This is a genomic window from Agrobacterium sp., from assembly GCF_032092815.1.
Lineage (GTDB): Bacteria > Pseudomonadota > Alphaproteobacteria > Rhizobiales > Rhizobiaceae > Agrobacterium.
This window is the reverse complement of record NZ_DAMDBP010000034.1, coordinates 1-18,271: the sequence shown is the minus strand read 5'-3', so window position 1 is coordinate 18,271 and position 18,271 is coordinate 1. Positions and strand designations below refer to the sequence as shown.

Here is an 18,271-nt window from a genome sequence, read left to right as displayed (position 1 = left end):
AGCCAGTATGTTCTGCTGATGCTCGCCTCCAGTATCCTGTCGTCCGTCGGCGTCGAGGAACTGTTCGGTATGGCAAACCGCATCCAGAGCGACACGTTCCGCAATTTCGAAGTCTTCGTTGTCCTCGGCGTTCTTTACCTCTTTCTCGCGGTCGTCGTGCGTGCAGGCTTCTCATTGCTCGGCCTCACACTTTTCCCGCGCCGGCGCAAGCTGGGAACGTCGCTGTAATTCCGGAGCCATCCCATGAACATGACTTTCATCATTTCACTCTTGGAAGGCTTATGGGGCACGGTCGTGCTCAGCGCCTTGACATTCATCTTTGGTGGCCTTGCCGGTTTTGCCATTGCCATGGCGCGTGTCTCACCAACGCCAGTCATCGCCAAAACAACCGCCATCTACATCGAAATCATGCAGGGCATGCCGCTCTTGGTACTGATGGGGCTTTGTTTTTATGGCCCGGGTATTCTCGGTTACGATTCCTTGACGCCTCTCCAAGCTGCCACCTTCGCCTTGACGCTCTACAGCAGCGCATATCTGGGAGAAATCTGGCGCGGCTGCATACAGTCGGTCGCCAAGCCGCAATGGGAGGCGGCCGAATGCCTTGGCCTGAGCCGCTGGCAGCGGATGAGAAACGTGGTGTTGCCGCAGGCACTGCGTATCGCAACGCCGCCGACGGTCGGTTTTATGGTCCAGATCGTCAAAAACACCTCAATCGCGTCTCTCGTGGTCGGCTACGCGGAACTCTCCTACAACGCAAAGATCATCAACAACTCGACATTTCAGCCCTTTCTCTACTTCGGGATCGCAGCGCTGATGTATTTCGCCATCTGCTATCCGCTTTCGGTTCAAAGCAGGGCGCTGGAAAGGAAGCTCAATGTCACCAATCGTTGAACTCAAGGATGTCCGCAAGAGCTTTGGCGCTCTCGAAATCCTCAAGGGCGTGAGCTTTGAGGTCCACAAGGGAGAAGTGGCGGCTATCATCGGCCAGAGTGGGTCTGGAAAGAGCACCGCCCTGCGTTGCATGGATAGATTGGAAACCATTCAGGGAGGCTCGATGACCATTTGCGGCCATCGACTTCAGGACACATCGGTCGATCTCAAGGCACTGAGACGTGACGTGGGTATCGTATTCCAGAGCTATAATCTCTTCCCACATCTCACTGTCGCGGAAAATGTCATGCTGGCGCCACGCCTGGTTAAGGGCATTGCCCGCGTAGAAGCCAGAACCATTGCCGAGGCTGTCATCGCCAAGGTCGGCCTGCACGAGAAGGTCGATTTTTATCCCGAGCAGCTTTCGGGCGGTCAACAGCAACGCGTTGCCATCGCCCGCTCATTGGCCATGGAGCCGAAGTTGATGTTGTTCGACGAAGTGACATCGGCACTCGATCCGCAACTGACTGGGGAAGTCCTCCGTGTCATGGAGCAGCTCGCCGCCGATGGAATGACGATGATCCTTGTTACGCACGAGATGGGCTTTGCCCGCAAGGTTGCCGACAAGGTGATCTACATGAAGGACGGCAAGGTTCATGAAATGGGTTCGCCCGACATCCTGCGGAACCCGTCGACACCGGAACTTGCGGACTTCATTTCCGAAGCCGCCGAACACTGACACAAATCAAGGGAGGACAATATGAAACGTAGAACTTTGCTTTTGGCAGGGCTTTGCGCCAGCATCATCGGCGCAGTGCCTGCCGCCGCACAAGACGGCTTGGCAGCAATCAAGGAAGCCGGAAAAATCCGCGTCGCGCTGGAATTCGGTCGGCCGCCGTGGGGTTTCAAGGATGATGCCCTCAAACCAACCGGTTCGGACTACGAAACAGCCGTACTGCTTGCGAAAGACCTCGGCGTGTCACTTGATATCGTTGAAGTCACAGGCCCTAACCGCGTCCCTTTCCTGGTCAGCAACCGCGCCGATGTGGTGATATCGACCTTCTCGATCACACCAGAGCGACAAAAGGTCATTGATTTCTCGGTCCCTTACGCCAGTGCAGTCCAATTCGTCGCTGCACCAAAGAGCATGGCATTGAAAAGCCAGGACGATCTGTCTGGCCAGCGCGTCGGCGTAACACGTGGGACTACAGGTGACACGGTTCTTTCGAAGATTTCGGTGCCAGGTGTTGAAATTGTGCGCTTTGATGATGAGTCAACCAACATGACGGCATTCGCCAGTGGGCAGGTCGACATCGTCGTGCAGGAGCCTGCGGTTATCACCCGTGTCGCACAACAAAACCCTGCCAAGGAAATCGAGAAGAAATTTGTCATCGCCGAATTCGACGTTGGCATTGGTCTGCGCAAGAACGACGAAACGCTGAAAAACTACCTCGATACGTGGGTGCGGACAAACCTCAAAAACGGGGAGCTCAACCGCATTTATGAAAAATTTCAGGGTGCACCACTTTCACCCAAGATCCTCGCTGCAGGCGACTAATGACAAAAGCGGCCGGGTGGTTTCACTCCGGCCGCTTCAGTTTTGATAAGGTGGTGTGCGAATTGACGATCGAGCCCTTTACAAGGCGCGAAAAGGACTGTCCTGCAGCAAATTTGCGGCCAGGTGTTGCCGGTTAGAAGCGCATAAGGATGTCAGGCTGACCGTCAAAAGAAATTGTTGAAGGTAATCTTTCTCGATTCTTCGATGTGATGGCGCATTAGACGTTTGGCGGTCTTGGTGTTCCGGCAGCTCTGCACCAGCACGTCGAGAATGAAGCCATCCTGATCCACGGCCCGCCACAGCCAGTGCTTCTTGCTGCCAATGGAGATGACGACCTCATCGAGATGCCATTTGTCGCCGAGCCGATTTGCCGTTCGCCGGCGGATTTAGCGGGTGAAATCTTGACCGAACTTTTCCGTCCACAGCCGCACGGCCTGGTGCGAAACGACAATGCCACGAGCTGCAAGCAGATCCTCGACCATGCGCAGGCTGAGCGGAAAACGAAGGTACAGCCAAATGGCGTTGGCAATCACCTCAACGGGAAATCGATGGCGACGATAAAGAGGACCTGAGCAGCTTTTGTCATGCCACCAGATCCCACATTCTCCTCGTCAGCCCGTTAAGTTTATGATGCCGTTTACGATACCTCGACCAGATAGCCAAGAAACGGAACCTGATTGGCAAACCTGCGGGGGTCGGGCCTGCTCAACCGCGTTACAAGGGCAGGAGCCACTTCACGATCTTTCAGGAAGGCGAAGGCGGAATCATCGAGAACATAGTCTTGATAGTTGCCGCACAAGAGAGCCAGAAATTTCAGCCGCGACTTAGACGGCGAAGTGCGGAAAGCGCAAAAATGTTCGCCGCTGATCTGCGTTGTATGAAAATTGCGGTTGGCATGGCGAGCGCCTGTGTCGTTCACAATGAAGTAAGGTGCAGCCACGAGGCCGGCTACAGAACGGCTGCATCCTCCGCATGAAAGCCATCCAACCTCTCTGTAAGACAGCGGCCGACATGGCGTTTCCGTATCTCGACACCGACGTCGTTGAGCAAGGTCGTCATTCGCTGCGTCGTGATCTGGCCATCCGTATGCAGCATCAGAAAAAGCCGCCGCAGATTGGGTCCAGCACCACCGAAATGCAAACTAAATTCTTCCTTCTGCCGTGTTGACAACCGCAATACCGCTTCATATTTTAAGTTTAAAATAAATTGTGGTCGACACGAGGAGAAGGGGACGTACATGCGTATCGTTTGTATCGGCGGAGGTCCGGCAGGCCTCTATTTCAGCCTGCTGATGAAGAAGCTGCATCCCGAACACCACATTCGCGTCGTCGAGCGAAACCGGTCTTATGACACGTTCGGCTGGGGCGTCGTCTTTTCTGACCAGACCATGGGGTCCATGCAGAAGTGGGACAGGGAAAGTGCTGACGAAATCCAGCAGGCCTTCAACCACTGGGACGATATCGAGGTGCTGTTCAAGGGCACCCGCCAACGCACCACCGGACATGGCTTCGTCGGCATTGGCCGCAAGAAGCTTCTCAACATCCTCCAGAGCCGCTGCGAAGCGCTTGGCGTGGAACTGGTTTTCGAAACCGATGCAGGCGGCGACCAGGATTTCCCGGATGCCGATTTGATCATCGCCTCCGACGGCTTCAACTCCAAGGTCCGCAACCGCTATCAGGAGATTTTCGAGCCCGATCTCGTCAAGCGCCCGAACCGCTATATCTGGCTTGGCACCAACAAGCTGTTCGACGCCTTCACCTTCGACTTCCGCAAGACCGATCACGGCTGGTTCCAGGCGCACATCTACAAATTCGATGAGAACACCTCGACCTTCATCGTCGAAACGACCGAGAAGGCTTATGAGGAGCATGGTCTCGGGCAGATGAGCCAGCAGGAGTCGATTGATTTCTGTCAGAACCTCTTCGCTGAAACACTCGAAGGTGCGGAGCTGATGACCAATGCGCGGCATTTGGTCGGCTCGGCCTGGCTGAATTTCAACCGGCTGATCTGCGGCAAGTGGAGCCACTTCAACGGCAATTCCCACGTCGTGCTGATGGGCGACGCAGCCCACACCGCCCATTTTGCCATCGGCTCCGGCACCAAGCTGGCGATTGACGACGCCATCGAACTGGCAAACCAGTTCAACAAAGCTGGTCATGGCAAGGGCAGCATTCCCGATGTTCTCAAAGTGTATGAAGACATTCGCCGGGTCGATGTCGCCCGAATTCAGAATGCGGCGCGCAATGCCATGGAATGGTTCGAGGTGGTGGGTCAGCGTTATGCCGATACGCTGCCACCTGAACAGTTCATGTATTCGATGCTGACCCGCTCGCAGCGCATCAGCCACGAAAACCTGCGCCTGCGCGACAAGGACTGGCTGGAGGGCTACGAGCACTGGTTTGCCCAGCAATCCGGCTTGCAGGTCAAGGACAATGAGCGCTGCCTGCCACCGATGTTCACGCCCTACACGCTGCGCGGCACCGAGCTCGCCAACCGTATCGTCGTCTCGCCGATGGCGATGTATTCGGCGACCGATGGTTTGCTCGATGATTTTCACATGGTGCATCTCGGCGCGCGTGCCATGGGTGGCGCGGGCCTGATCTTTGCCGAGATGACCTGCGTGTCGCCGGACGCCCGCATCACCCCGGGGTGCCTTGGCCTGTGGAACGACGAGCAGATTGCCGGCTGGAAACGGTTCGTGGATTTTGCCCATGCCAACAGCGCCGCGAAGGTCGGCATTCAGCTGGGGCATGCCGGACGCAAGGGTGCGACGAAACTTGCCTGGGAAGGTATCGACCAGCCGCTGGAAACAGGTGCATGGCCTTTGTTCTCGGCCTCAGCGCTGCCTTACCTGAAACACAGCGCCGTGCCGAAGGCGATGGACCGGGCCGATATGGACCGTATCAAGGCGGACTTCGTTGCCGCGACCAAGCGTGCAGCAGAAACCGGGGCCGACTGGCTGGAACTGCACTGTGCCCATGGCTATCTGCTGTCCAGCTTCCTGTCGCCGCTGACCAATCGTCGCACTGACGAATATGGTGGAAGTCACGAAAACATGGCGCGTTATCCGCTGGAAGTCTTTGCCGCCGTGCGTGCTGCCTGGCCTGAGCATAAGCCGATCTCGGTTCGCCTGTCCTGCCATGACTGGACAGATGGCGGCAACACGCCGGAAGATGCGGCGGTCTATGCGCAGATGTTCAAGGATGCGGGAGCCGATCTGATCGACTGCTCCTCGGGTCAGGTGTCCAAGGAAGAAAAGCCGGTCTATGGCCGTCTGTTCCAGACGCCGTTTTCCGACAAGATCCGCAACGAAATCGGCATTCCCACCATTGCCGTCGGCGCGATCTCGGAGGCAGATCATGCCAATTCAATCATCTCGGCGGGCCGTGCGGATCTCTGCGCAGTAGCCCGCCCGCATCTTGCCGATCCGTCCTGGGCTCTGCATGAGGCTGCCAAGATCGGCCTGAAATCCGTGGCCTGGCCCAAGCAATATATGTCTGCGAAAGGTCAGTATGAAGCTAATCTTGAGCGCGCAGCGGCGGCAAAGTGAGCCCGACATGGTAACGCAGACCCTTCAAGGCCACCATGCGCTGGTGACCGGCGCCGGAAGCGGCATCGGTGCAGCCATCGCCCTGACATTGGCAAAGGCGGGCGCCAAGGTCACGCTCGCCGGTCGCCGCCGCAAGCCGCTGGAGGATGTGGCCGCTGCCATTGGCGGCAACTGCCTGGTTCTCGACGGCTTCGACGTCACCCAGCCCGACGCGATTGCCAAGGGCCTGGAGACAGCCCGCACGACATTCGGGGCTGTCTCCATTCTGGTCAACAATGCCGGGGAGGCACCCAGTGCCGCCTTCGAGAAGACATCCCTCGACATGTGGAGCCATGTGTTGTCGGTTGATCTGACCGGTGTTTTCAACGTGACGCAAGCCGCCCTTGCCGATCTTAAGGCCCATGATGCCGGTTCGCGTATCATCAACATCGCCTCCACGGCGGGTTTGACCGGTTACGCCTATGTCTCTGCCTATTGCGCCGCCAAGCATGGCGTCATCGGCATGACGCGGGCCTTGGCGCTGGAGCTGGCCCAAAAGGGCGTCACGGTCAATGCCGTTTGCCCCGGCTTTACTGATACGCCGATCATCCAGCGTGCGCTGGAGACGATCATCGAAAAGACCGGTCGCAGCCGTGATGAAGCCTTGGCCGAGTTCACGAAATCCAACCCCCAGGCGCGCCTGATCCAGCCGCAGGAGGTGGCCGATACCGTGTTGTGGCTTGCCTCACCGGGGGCCAGCTCGATCACCGGGCAGGCCATTGCGGTTGCCGGTGGCGAAGTCATGGTTGGCTAAGCGAGTAAAAAAGCGAGAACACAAATGCCCTATACCCAATCCAAGCCGATGCGTTTTGGCGATTGCGACCTGACCGGGATCGCCTACCACCCGGCCTATCTGTCGATGCTGGTCGATATCAACGAGGCGATGTTTGCCTCGTTCGGCATCACCTGGAAAGAGATCATGTTCGAACGCAAGCTGGGCTTGCCGACCGTGACGATGAACCTCGAATTCAAGAAGCCTGCCGTTTACGGCGATGTGCTGGATTTTGCCGTGCATGTCCGCGCCATCGGTCGCGCATCGCTGGACCTTGAAACCATCGTCACCGTTGCCGGCGACATCATCTGGACGGTCCGCCAAAGGATCGTGATGACCTCGCTTGAAGACCACAAATCCCATCCCTGGCCCGACGATATCCGCGCAGGCCTGACACGTTATCTGGAGCCAAGACATGATGCATGAAATCATCCAACCGGACGGTTGGGCAAAGCCGATAGGCTATTCCAACGGTATCAGCGCCCGCGGGCGCATCGTTCAGGTCGGCGGCCAGATCGGCTGGGATGAACATTGCCAGTTCCAATCCGACGATTTTGTCGATCAGGTGCGCCAGACGCTCCTCAACATCGTGAGCGTGCTGGAAGCCGCCAACGCCAAGCCAGAGCACCTCATACAGATGACATGGTATTTCACAGACCGCGAGGCCTACAAGTCGCGCATGAAGGAAATCGGTGCGGTCTATCGTGAGATCATCGGTCGCCACTTTCCGCCCATGGCTGCCGTTCAGGTCGTGGCGCTGATGGAAGACCGCGCCAAGATCGAGATCCAGTCGCTCGCCGTCGTGCCCGACTAATTCAGACATCAAGAGGAGGAGAATTTGATGACCACCAAAGTCATGCCCGTGATTACGCGCAAGGGAGAGGAAGACACAGGAACCGGCCAGTCCGGCGGTTGCGTGCGCATCTCCGGCGTAAGCCCGCAGCATACGCCCGCCACCAAAATCTGGTTCGGCAAGGTCTCCAACGAGCCCGGCTACCGCTCCTATCCCCATCACCATGGCGAGGCGGAAACCGGCGGTTACGTGCTGAAGGGCAAGGCGCGCATCTATTTCGGCGAGAACTGGCAGGAGTTTCTCGACATGCAGGAAGGCGACTTCATCTTCGTGCCACCGAACTGGCCACATATCGAAGTTAACATGTCCACGACGGAAGAGCTGGTCTGGCTGACGACCCGAACACCGGACAATATCGTCGTCAATCTGCCCGACGTCGATGACAGCGTTCTTGTTGGCTTCAGGAGAGCAGAATGAAACTGTTGAGAGTTGGAGCCTTGGGTGCTGAAAAGCCAGCACTTCTGGCAGACGACGGCACATTGCGCGACCTTTCCGGCATCGTATCGGATATCGCAGGCGAAACGCTGGGCGACGACGCCTTGGCCCGCATCCGTGCCGTCGATCCGGTAAGCCTGCCGATTGTATCCGCTGACCGTGTCGGCGCCTGCGTCGGCCAGGTTGGCAAGTTCATCTGCGTCGGCCTGAATTATGCCGATCATGCCAAGGAGACGGGTAAGGAGCCGCCGCCGGAGCCGATCCTGTTCATGAAGGCAACAACCGCTGTTGTCGGCCCCAATGACGATGTCGAGATACCCCGCACCTCTGCCAAGACTGACTGGGAGGTCGAACTTGGTGTGGTCATTGGCAAACGTGCTAAATATGTCAGCAAAGCCGATGCGCTGTCCCACGTCGCCGGTTACTGCGTGGTCAACGATGTCTCCGAAAGAGCGTTCCAATCAGAGCGCGGCGGTCAGTGGACAAAGGGCAAGAGCCACGACACATTCGGACCCATCGGCCCCTGGCTGGTGACGCGGGACGAGGTCGCCGATCCGCAGAACCTTGCGCTGTGGCTCGATGTCGATGGTCAGCGCCGCCAGACCGGCAATACCTCCACCATGATCTTCGGCGTCGCCCATCTCGTCCACTATATCAGCCAGTTCATGACGCTGATGCCGGGTGATGTCATCGCCACCGGCACGCCGCCGGGTGTGGGCATGGGCATCAAGCCAACGCCCGTCTTCCTCAAGGCCGGGCAGACGATGACACTTGGCATCGAGGGCCTCGGAGAACAACGCCAGACCACCATTGCGGCGAGGGATTGAGCATGACCGACCTTAAAGGCAAGCTGGCCATCGTTACGGGCGGCGCTCGTGGACAGGGCGAAGCGGAAGCCCGGCTTTTCGCGTCCAAGGGTGCTGCCGTCATTATCGCCGACGTCTTGGCGGAAGAGGGCCACGCTTTGGCGCAGGCCTTGCAGGATGAAGGCCTTGAAGCACGCTTCGTTTATCTCGATGTAACCGACCCTTCCAGCTGGGCTGGTGTCGTCGACGTCGCGACCCAATGGAAAAACCGTATCGACATTCTCGTCAACAATGCCGGCATCATCAACCGGACAACCGTTGAAAGCACGGGATTGGAAGCGTGGGAGCGTGTCCTCAAGGTCAATCTTACCGGCGCGTTCCTGGGGATCCAGGCCGTGACGGCGCATATGGCGCAGAGCGGTGGCGGCTCTATCGTCAACATCTCCTCCAATAGTGGTTTCTCCGGCCATTACGATCCGGCCTATACGGCCAGCAAATGGGGTCTGCGCGGACTGACGCGCAGTGCTGCGATGGAGCTCGCCTCCAAAAATATCCGCGTCAATGCTGTCTGCCCCGGTCTGGTCGTCACTGGCCTCAATGCGAGCAGCCCGCATCTCAAGCCCATGATTGACATGACGCCGATGAAGCGCAGTGGCAAACCGGAAGAAATCGCGGAACTCGTGTTGTTTCTTGCGTCCGATGCATCAAGCTTCATCACCGGCGAAGACTTCGTTATCGATGGCGGCTTTACCGCAGGTGCAGCCTACAGACGAGTTGCAACGCAGACGAATATTTTCCCCGACAGGTGAGGGCGGATGCCCTTGTCTCATTTGGACGCGGGAGATACTTCAGCGTCCGAATAAACATATAAATCTTGCGCGACATGAAGTTTGCGCCCCCTGCGGTTCCGGCTAGCAAAGATTGCAGCGCGCTGATATGCCTGATGTTCCTTGAATGTTCAAACATCTTGACGTAAGTCGGTGTCTGACAATAACGGCGTGCAATGGGCGGGACTATGTCGGCGGTCGATCTCGAAATCATCATCAGCGATACGCAAGAGGGCAAGAAGCAAGAGCTTCGCCTCTGGCTGCGCCTGTTGTCCACCACCAAGCTGATCTCGCAGGAAATTCGTCGCCGCCTGCGCCGCGAATTCGGGGCCACCCTGCCGCAATTCGATCTCCTCTCCCAGCTGTACCGGGAGCCGGAAGGCCTGCGTCTCGGCGAATTGTCGAAACGCACCATGGTCACGAATGGCAACATTACCGGCCTCGTGGAACGGCTGGAGTTGGACGGCCTCGTGCTGCGCGAGCGGCCAGCCGATGACCGCCGCGTCACCGTCGCACGCCTGACAGACAAGGGCCGGACGATATTCGAGGCTATGGCGGAAGCGCATGGCAGATGGCTGGAGGATATGATGGCGGATGTGGACCCGATCGTCATCTCCGGCCTTCTTACCCATGTTGGACAGGTCAAACGCTCAGCACACAACCATCTTTCTGCCGATGAAGATGACGATCTCTAAAGATAACGCACACTGACACGGCTCGATGACTTTCGATCCCTCGCCGTTTTGGCAGGCCGCCGACAGCCTGAAAAAGACATAGCGCCCTCGTTGAGTCTCAATGTGCTCAACTGGCGTTCAGCCATCACAATCAAAATCTAAACAACGTGCTTTTCAGCGCCGACGCATATCTGCCTCGGTAGGACGCACAATGCTCGAATGAGCCGTTTCCTGCGGAGCAGTCAGAGCCAACCATCCCTAAAAAAGCTATAAAAAACAAACATCTCATAGCGCGCAGCAAAAAATCCCATTGCCCAGTAAATGGGCGTATCGGCGATCAAATCTGCATGAATTTTGAACGCCAAAATCCGGCCTTTGCCCTCCAGAAAAATATTACAAACTTAAAGTTTCTCTCTTGCCAGCGCCAAATTCCGGTGCAATTCTGGACAAAAGGCAAAAAGCCACATCGATTAGAATAACTGGGAACATAATTATGCTGGGACCGTCAGGCCATCAGGATACCTTTGCCCGCGACAATCTTCCGCCCTTCAAAGAATGGCCGGAAATCAAGCTCGATGGGTTTGTTTACCCCGAATGGATGAATACAGGCGTCGAGCTGACCGACCGGATGGTTGAGCGTGGTTTTGGCGATCATACCGCCCTGATCGGCAACGGCCGTCGTCGCACCTACAAAGAGCTGACCGACTGGACGAACCGCATCGCCCGCGCGCTGACCGAGGATTATGGCGTCAAGCCGGGCAACCGCATTCTGATCCGCTCCGCCAATAACCCCGCCATGGTTGCGTGCTGGCTGGCCGCCATGAAGACAGGCGCTGTGGTCGTCAACACCATGCCCATGCTGCGTTCTGGCGAGTTGACCAAGATCATCGACAAGGCCGAAATCACCATCGCGCTATGCGATACCCGCCTGATGGATGAGCTGGTGATGGCGGCCAATGAAAGCGATTACCTCACCCAGGTCATCGGTTTCGATGGCACAGCCAATCACGACGCCGAGCTGGACCGCGCAGCACTCGACAAGCCGGTTCGGTTCGAAGCGGTTAAAACCGGTCGCGATGATGTCGCTCTGCTCGGTTTTACCTCCGGTTCGACCGGCGTCCCCAAAGCGACGATGCATTTCCATCGTGATATTCTCATCATTGCCGATGCCTACGCAAAGGAAGTGCTGGGCGTTCAGCCAGAAGATATCTTCGTCGGCTCGCCACCCCTGGCATTTACCTTTGGCCTCGGCGGCCTCGCCGTTTTCCCTCTGCGTTTTGGCGCAAGTGCCGCCCTTCTGGAAACTGCCACGCCGCCCAAGATGATCGAAATCATCGAGACCTATAAGGCGACCATCTGTTTTACCGCCCCCACCGCCTATCGCGCCATGATGGCCGCGATTGATGAAGGCGCCGATCTGTCCTCGCTTCGAATCGCGGTTTCCGCTGGAGAAACGCTGCCAGCGCCTGTCTTCGAAGAATGGGTGAAAAAGACCGGCAAGCCGATCCTCGATGGCATCGGCGGCACGGAAATGCTGCATATTTTCATCTCCAACCGCCAGAACGATTTTAAACCGGGATGCACTGGCAAGCCGCTGACCGGTTATGAAGCGATGGTGGTCGATGCCGACATGAAGGAGGTGCCGCGCGGTACGCCCGGTCATCTCGTGGTCAAAGGCCCTATCGGCTGCCGTTACCTTGCCGACGACCGACAGCGGAAATTCGTTCGCAACGGCTGGAACCTGCCGGGTGATACCTTCGTGCAGGATGAGGAGGGATACTTCCATTTCGCCGCCCGCTCCGACGACATGATTGTTTCTGCCGGCTACAATATTGCCGGTCCGGAGGTCGAGGCGGCGCTTCTCAAACATGCTGCCGTTTCTGAATGTGCGGTCATCGGCGCGGCAGACGAAGCGCGCGGGATGATCGTCGAGGCCCATATCGTGCTGGGACCGGGATATGAAGCCAGCGATGCGATGGCGAAAGAATTACAGGAGCATGTGAAGGCCGTCATCGCGCCGTATAAATATCCGCGTTCGGTCGCTTTCACCGATGCTTTGCCAAAAACGGAGTCCGGCAAAATCCAGCGCTTCAGGCTCAAGCCGGTCCAGATGATGTAACGGCCTCCTATAGCCACTTTCGTCAGTCTGTGACATTGCAAGTCTCTCTGTGTTTGTGGAAGGTAAGGTTTCTACCCGGCAAGCCGTCGGGCAGAAAAGAAAAACCAAAAAGGGGAATATCTTAATGAGGAAAATGCTTGTAACGGCCACGATGGCACTCAGCCTTGGTGCATCCAGTCTCGCCATGGCCGAACCACTGAAAATCGGCATGATTACAACGCTTTCGGGCGGCGGTGCGGGTCTTGGCGTCGACACGCGAGACGGCTTCATGCTGGCCATCAAGCAGTCTGATAACAAAGACATCACCGTTGTGACGGAAGACGACGCGCAGAAGCCGGAACTCGCTGTACAGATCGCTGACAAGATGATCCAGAGCGACAATGTCGACGTGCTGACCGGCATCGTCTGGTCGAACCTGTTGATGGCTGTGGTGCCGGGCGCGGTTGCCCAGGGCAAGTTTTATGTATCGACCAATGCCGCACCTGCAGCACTGGCCGGCAAGGGCTGCAACAAGCTTTATTTCAACGCTGCATATCAGAACGACAATCTTCACGAAGCCATGGGCCAATATGCCAACAAGGACTTCAAGAAGATGTTCATCCTGGCGCCGAACTATCCGGCAGGCAAGGATTCACTCGCTGGCTTCAAGCGGTATTACAAGGGTGAGGTCGTCTCCGAAGTGTACACCAAGGTTGGCCAGACCGATTACGCTGCTGAAATTGCGCAGATGCGCGCATCAGGTGCCGATGGCATCTTCACATTCCTTCCCGGCGGCATGGGGATTGCCTTCATGAAGCAGTTTGCCCAGTCGGGTGTCGAAATTCCGGTCATGGGGCCGGGCTTCTCGTTCAGCCAGGATGTTCTTCCTGCCATCGGCGATGCGGCCATCGGCGCAAAAGCTTCCGGCCAGTGGGTGCCGGATTTCGATACCGAGGCCAGCAAGAAATTCCTTGCCGATTTCCAGAAAGAATATAACCGCCTGCCGTCCATCTACGCCGTTCAGGCCTATGATGCGGCACAATTGATCCTGTCGGCTGCCGCAAAAGCCAGCGTCAAGGATGCAGACGCTTTCCGCACCGAACTGCTGAAGGCGGATATCAAATCTCCGCGCGGCAACTTCAAGTTCAACACCAACCAGCATCCGATCCAGGATCTCTACATCACCGAAGTGGTGAAGAAAGACGGTGTGCTGACCAACAAGACGGTTGAGAAAATCTTTTCCGATCACGGTGACGCCTACGCCCAAGACTGCAAGATCTAAGGCCATAGCGTGACCATTGCACTTGCAATCGAACAGTTGCTGAACGGCATCCAGCTCGGCGTCATGTTGTTTCTCATGGCTGCCGGATTGACGCTGATCTTCGGCGTCATGGGCCTGATCAACCTGGCGCATGGCTCGCTCTACATGGTTGGCGCATTTGCTTGCGCCGCCGTGGCTGCCTGGACCGGCTCGTTCTGGCTTGGCCTCGTGGCAAGCCTCATCTGTGCGGCAGCGGCTGGCGCAATCGTCGAACTGGCTGTCATTCGCCGCCTCTACGACCGGGATCATCTGGATCAGGTTCTGGCCACCTTTGCGCTCATCCTGATCTTTTCGGAAGGCACCCGCTGGATGTTCGGATCCTTCCCGCTCTACCTCGATATCCCGCCGCTTCTGCAAGGCGCGGTAACCTTGCCGGGCGATGCAAGCTATCCGGTCTATCGCCTGGCGATCATTGCCGTCGGGGCACTCGTGGCCCTCGGTCTTTACCTCCTCATCGGCAAGACGCGCCTTGGCATGCGCATTCGCGCCGGTGAAAGCGATCGCGAAATGATCGGCGCACTCGGCGTCGATATCCGCACGCTCTACACACTCGTCTTTGCACTCGGTTCTGCTCTGGCAGGTCTTGCCGGTGCGCTGGTGGGGGCGCTGCAATCGGTGCAGGTCGGCATGGGTGAACCGGTGCTGATCCTCGCCTTCGTGGTGATCGTCATCGGCGGTATCGGCTCCATCAAGGGCGCACTCTATGGTGCGCTTCTGGTCGGCGTTACCGATACGCTAGGGCGCCTTTTGTTGCCACAACTGCTCAGCCTTTTTGTTGACCCCTCTCAGGCTGGTATGATCGGCGGTGCTGCGGCATCCATGCTGATCTATGTTGTCATGGCCATCATTCTGGCTGTCAAACCGCGCGGGCTCTTTCCGCCAGCTCATGCGTGAGGCCCCATGCTAACCCGTGAAAACACAGTCAATCTGTTGCTTGCTGCCCTGCTGCTGGCGGCTCCGCTGGCCGCGAACGCGCTCGGCCAAACCTTTTATGTCACACTTGCCACGCGCATTGCCATTCTCGCATTGGCTGCGCTCGGCCTCAACCTGGCTCTGGGCCTTGGCGGCCTCGTATCCTTCGGCCATGCGGCCTTTTTCGGCATCGGAGGATATGCCGCTGGCATTCTCGCAAGCCACAGCTTTTCCGGCGAAACGATGATCTTCGGCCTGCCGGGGACGGTTCAGATGCCGGTCATATGGATCGTTGCGGCCTGCGCATCCGGTCTGGTCGCATTTTTGATCGGCCTCATCAGCCTGCGCACGACCGGCGTCTACTTCATCATGATCACCCTCGCTTTCGCGCAGATGGTCTATTATTTTGCGATTTCCTGGCCCGCTTATGGTGGTGAGGATGGCCTGTCCATTCTGGTTCGCAACCAGTTCCCAGGCATCAACACCATGAAACCGCTGAGCTTTTTCCTCGTCAGTTACCTGGTGCTAATCACGGCTATCGGCCTCTTCGCGCTGATCCGTGCTTCCCGCTTCGGGGCAGCCTTGCAGGCGGCACGGCAGAACGAAACCCGTGTCGCAACCGTCGGCATCTATCCCAACCGCATTCGCCTTATCGGCTTCATCATTTCGGCGATGATCACCGCTTTGGCAGGTGCGTTGTATGCCGATCTCAACCGCTTCGTCAGCCCCTCCATGCTGTCTTGGCACATGTCGGGTGAACTGATCGTGCTCATCATTCTCGGCGGAACGGGAAGGCTGTTTGGCCCGCTTGCCGGAGCTGCCCTGTTCGTCGCTTTCGAGTTCACCCTGGGCGGCCTGACTGAACGCTGGCAATTCTTCCTTGGCCTCCTGCTGCTCGGTGTCGTGCTGTTTGCCCGGGGTGGCTTGCTCGGCCTTTTGGCCGGAAAGGCAAAACATGGCTGACGCTGTTCTTGAGATAGACAATCTCGTCAAGCATTTCGGAATGCTGCGCGCAACGGATGGCGTGACGCTCGATCTTCGTTCCGGCGAAATTCATGCGCTGATCGGCCCGAATGGTGCTGGGAAATCCACGCTCATTCACCAGATTTGCGGCACGCTGAGGCAGAATTCCGGCACGATCCGCTTTGCTGGCGAAGACATAAGTGCGCTCAACACTGCCGAACGCGCGCAACGCGGTCTAGGGCGAACGTTTCAGGTGTCGTCGCTCGCATCGGAATTCTCCGCATTGCGTAATGTCATGTTGGCAGTGCAGGCAAAGCAGGGAACGAGCTTTCGTTTCTTTAAGCCGGTCATGCAGGACAAATCGCTTGTCGATCCATCCATGGCGATCCTGGAGCGGGTTGGATTGGCTGACCGCGCGCGCCTGCCGACCGCGGAACTCTCGCACGGCGAACGGCGCCAGTTAGAAATCGCAATGGCGCTGGCGCTTCAGTCCAAGGCCTTCCTGCTCGATGAGCCGATGGCTGGCATGGGGCCGGAGGGCTCGAAAAAACTGACCGGCTTCCTCGATACGCTGCGTCAAGAAGCACCGATCCTGCTGGTCGAACACGATATGGACGCGGTCTTCGCGCTTGCAGACAGGATTTCCGTTCTCGTCTATGGCAAGGTCGTCGCAACCGGTACGGTGGATGAGATCCGCAACAATCCGACTGTTCGCACCGCCTATCTGGGAGATCATGCCTGATGCTGTTGAACGTGCAGGACATTACCACCTACTACGGTGCCAGCCAGGCGCTTTTCGGTGTCAATTTCGACGTGGCCGAAGGTGAGGTCGTGGCGCTGATGGGGCGCAACGGCATGGGCAAATCGACGACGATCAAGTCCATCTGCAACCTGGTGCCGCCCAGGACAGGTCGCATCTCGTTCAGTGGCAAGGGAACAGACCGTCTCGCGCCCTACAAGGTCGCGCGTCTGGGCGTTGGCCTTGTGCCCGAAGGACGACGTTGTTTCCCAAACCTCTCAGTCCATGAAAATCTGGTAGCGGCGGCAAGGCCCGGCCCATGGACGCTCGAAAAGGTCAATGTCCTTTTTCCACGTCTGAAGGAGCGGCATGCCCAGATGGCAAAATCGCTTTCCGGTGGCGAGCAGCAAATGCTAGCCATCGGCCGTGCCTTGATGACCAATCCGCTGCTTCTCATCCTCGATGAGGCGACGGAGGGCCTGGCACCCGTCATCCGACAGGATATCTGGCGAGCGATACGCCTGCTCAAGGCCGAAGGCCTGTCCATTCTGGTCGTTGACAAGACGCTGAGCGAATTACTCCCGGTCGCCGACAAGTGTGTCATTCTGGAGAATGGTAAAAACGTTTGGTGTGGCTCACCACACGCCCTGACCTCTACGGTGCAAGATCGTTACCTGGGTGTTTGAACGCCTTTGGCCGATGACCTTGAGACCAATTGCCTGTTCAGTGTCCAAGTTTCGAGGCCCCGCTGCCGACTTGCCCTGGCCGCGATGGGCGCTTTTGGTAAAGCGATCTTTGGGAGATGCCTGTCAAGGTCCGACCATGACCTTCGACTTATCCCATCGTCCCAAATATATGCCGGCCTGAGCGTCCGTTTGCCGTCGCTTCGCCGTTCGCAGTCAAAAACCATTGTGTCCATTGCACATGAAGGAGAATGTTTTGCACTTTCAGATAACAGATTGGGACAACGCTTATGCCAATGGTCCCAATATAGCCAAAGGCGAGCGTTGGCCGGACGCTTGGGTTGAACCCGCGCGTGGTTATCGCGAGGAACTCAGTTCATCGGGGCGGGCAAAACTTGACGTTGTATACGGGCAGAAGCCGAGAAATACACTGGATATCTTCTACCCGTCCAAGCCTGCGCTTGGTTTGGTTGTCTTCGTTCACGGGGGGTTTTGGGTAAATCTCGACAAGAGCTACTGGTCGCATTTTGCAAGAGGAGCGATCGAGCGGGGTTATGCAGTGGCGATGCCTTCATATACTCTCGCGCCCGAAGCTCGAATTGGTGAGATGACAATAGAAATTGCCCAATCGATTGAGCTGGCGGCGCGAGAGGTGGATGGCTCCATTTATCTCATCGGTCACTCGGCTGGTGGGCATCTGGTGACCCGGATGATCACCACCACATCACCTTTGTCAGAGAGAGTACAAAAGCGGATTGTCAACACTGTCAGCCTTTCGGGTCTTCATGACCTCCGTCCGCTGATGAACCTCTCATCGAACGCGAAAATGAGAATTGACAGAACCGAAGCCTATACAGAAAGCCCGGCGCTGCTTGAGCCTCTCGCCAACAGTAGAGTGGTTTGCTGGGTTGGAGCGGCCGAACGTGCGGAATTCGTGCGTCAAAATGCGCTTCTTGCCAATATATGGAAGGGATTGGGGGCACAGACGCTTGTCGTGGAAGAACCGGATAAGCACCATTTCTCGATTCTGGACGGGCTTGAAGACCCCTCGCATCCGCTGGTGGATGCCTTGGTGCTCTGAGCCCGGTTTTAACACCAACTCGGATTGATTGCGATACCTGCAGCGCAGAGACGGTTCCGTAACAAACTGGTAGATCCGGAGCTGATTGCT

19 protein-coding genes and 2 pseudogenes are annotated in these 18,271 nt (G+C 57.3%); 20 read left to right on the top strand and 1 reads right to left on the bottom strand.

Annotated features, from left to right (window positions below):
• The 4 genes and pseudogenes from RT613_RS17690 to RT613_RS17675 form a co-directional block, all read left to right on the top strand.
• Positions 1-228, top strand: a pseudogene (locus tag RT613_RS17690) (amino acid ABC transporter permease); the annotation flags it as partial.
• 15 nt (positions 229-243) lie between these two features.
• A complete protein-coding gene (locus RT613_RS17685; RefSeq protein WP_313617457.1) occupies positions 244-891 on the top strand; it encodes an amino acid ABC transporter permease in 648 nt (215 codons plus the stop codon).
• Entirely contained in the window at positions 875-1,609 is a 735-nt protein-coding gene (locus tag RT613_RS17680; RefSeq protein ID WP_313617455.1) for an amino acid ABC transporter ATP-binding protein, read from the top strand. The genes RT613_RS17685 and RT613_RS17680 overlap by 17 nt, the downstream gene beginning before the upstream one ends.
• Positions 1,610-1,630: 21 nt before the next feature.
• Positions 1,631-2,428, top strand: a complete 798-nt coding sequence (locus RT613_RS17675; RefSeq protein ID WP_313617453.1) for a transporter substrate-binding domain-containing protein — start codon at positions 1,631-1,633, stop codon at positions 2,426-2,428.
• Between the two features lie 164 nt (positions 2,429-2,592).
• Here RT613_RS17675 and RT613_RS17670 read toward each other — a convergent pair.
• Positions 2,593-3,024: pseudogene (locus RT613_RS17670) on the bottom strand (IS6 family transposase).
• A 376-nt stretch (positions 3,025-3,400) separates the two neighbouring features.
• On the opposite strand from RT613_RS17670, the gene RT613_RS17665 reads away from it, so the two are divergent.
• From RT613_RS17665 to RT613_RS17590, 16 genes are all read left to right on the top strand, one after another.
• Entirely contained in the window at positions 3,401-3,595 is a 195-nt protein-coding gene (locus RT613_RS17665; protein WP_313617450.1) for a hypothetical protein, read from the top strand.
• Positions 3,596-3,665: 70 nt separating this feature from the next.
• Positions 3,666-5,978 (top strand): bifunctional salicylyl-CoA 5-hydroxylase/oxidoreductase, encoded by a 2,313-nt coding sequence (locus RT613_RS17660; protein WP_313617448.1) that lies wholly within the window; start codon positions 3,666-3,668, stop codon positions 5,976-5,978.
• Positions 5,979-5,985: 7 nt separating this feature from the next.
• On the top strand, positions 5,986-6,771 hold the full coding sequence (locus RT613_RS17655; RefSeq protein ID WP_313617446.1) for an SDR family NAD(P)-dependent oxidoreductase: 786 nt from the start codon (positions 5,986-5,988) through the stop codon (positions 6,769-6,771).
• Between the two features lie 24 nt (positions 6,772-6,795).
• On the top strand, positions 6,796-7,215 hold the full coding sequence (locus RT613_RS17650) for a thioesterase family protein (protein WP_313617444.1): 420 nt from the start codon (positions 6,796-6,798) through the stop codon (positions 7,213-7,215).
• Entirely contained in the window at positions 7,208-7,603 is a 396-nt protein-coding gene (locus RT613_RS17645; RefSeq protein ID WP_313617512.1) for a RidA family protein, read from the top strand. The genes RT613_RS17650 and RT613_RS17645 overlap by 8 nt, the downstream gene beginning before the upstream one ends.
• A 27-nt stretch (positions 7,604-7,630) precedes the next feature.
• Positions 7,631-8,059, top strand: a complete 429-nt coding sequence (locus tag RT613_RS17640; RefSeq protein ID WP_313617442.1) for a cupin domain-containing protein — start codon at positions 7,631-7,633, stop codon at positions 8,057-8,059.
• The gene (locus RT613_RS17635; protein ID WP_313617440.1) at positions 8,056-8,904 is read left to right on the top strand and encodes a fumarylacetoacetate hydrolase family protein; all 849 of its coding nucleotides are present in this window, start codon (positions 8,056-8,058) and stop codon (positions 8,902-8,904) included. The genes RT613_RS17640 and RT613_RS17635 overlap by 4 nt, the downstream gene beginning before the upstream one ends.
• Positions 8,905-8,906: 2 nt before the next feature.
• The gene (locus tag RT613_RS17630) at positions 8,907-9,692 is read left to right on the top strand and encodes a glucose 1-dehydrogenase (RefSeq protein ID WP_313617438.1); all 786 of its coding nucleotides are present in this window, start codon (positions 8,907-8,909) and stop codon (positions 9,690-9,692) included.
• A 206-nt stretch (positions 9,693-9,898) separates the two neighbouring features.
• Positions 9,899-10,405: a MarR family transcriptional regulator gene (locus RT613_RS17625; RefSeq protein WP_313617436.1), complete on the top strand. Its 507-nt coding sequence runs from the start codon at positions 9,899-9,901 to the stop codon at positions 10,403-10,405.
• 472 nt (positions 10,406-10,877) lie between these two features.
• Positions 10,878-12,503 (top strand): AMP-binding protein, encoded by a 1,626-nt coding sequence (locus tag RT613_RS17620; RefSeq protein ID WP_313617434.1) that lies wholly within the window; start codon positions 10,878-10,880, stop codon positions 12,501-12,503.
• Positions 12,504-12,627: 124 nt separating this feature from the next.
• Entirely contained in the window at positions 12,628-13,764 is a 1,137-nt protein-coding gene (locus tag RT613_RS17615; protein WP_313617432.1) for an ABC transporter substrate-binding protein, read from the top strand.
• A 9-nt stretch (positions 13,765-13,773) separates the two neighbouring features.
• Positions 13,774-14,697, top strand: a complete 924-nt coding sequence (locus tag RT613_RS17610) for a branched-chain amino acid ABC transporter permease (protein WP_313617430.1) — start codon at positions 13,774-13,776, stop codon at positions 14,695-14,697.
• Between the two features lie 6 nt (positions 14,698-14,703).
• The gene (locus RT613_RS17605; RefSeq protein ID WP_313617429.1) at positions 14,704-15,678 is read left to right on the top strand and encodes a branched-chain amino acid ABC transporter permease; all 975 of its coding nucleotides are present in this window, start codon (positions 14,704-14,706) and stop codon (positions 15,676-15,678) included.
• On the top strand, positions 15,671-16,420 hold the full coding sequence (locus tag RT613_RS17600; RefSeq protein WP_313617427.1) for an ABC transporter ATP-binding protein: 750 nt from the start codon (positions 15,671-15,673) through the stop codon (positions 16,418-16,420). The genes RT613_RS17605 and RT613_RS17600 overlap by 8 nt, the downstream gene beginning before the upstream one ends.
• Positions 16,417-17,103 carry an ABC transporter ATP-binding protein gene (locus tag RT613_RS17595; protein ID WP_313617510.1) on the top strand — a complete coding sequence of 229 codons (687 nt, stop codon included), beginning with the start codon at positions 16,417-16,419 and terminating at the stop codon, positions 17,101-17,103. The genes RT613_RS17600 and RT613_RS17595 overlap by 4 nt, the downstream gene beginning before the upstream one ends.
• A 238-nt stretch (positions 17,104-17,341) precedes the next feature.
• Positions 17,342-18,181 (top strand): alpha/beta hydrolase, encoded by an 840-nt coding sequence (locus RT613_RS17590; RefSeq protein WP_313617425.1) that lies wholly within the window; start codon positions 17,342-17,344, stop codon positions 18,179-18,181.
• Positions 18,182-18,271: the final 90 nt, after the last annotated feature.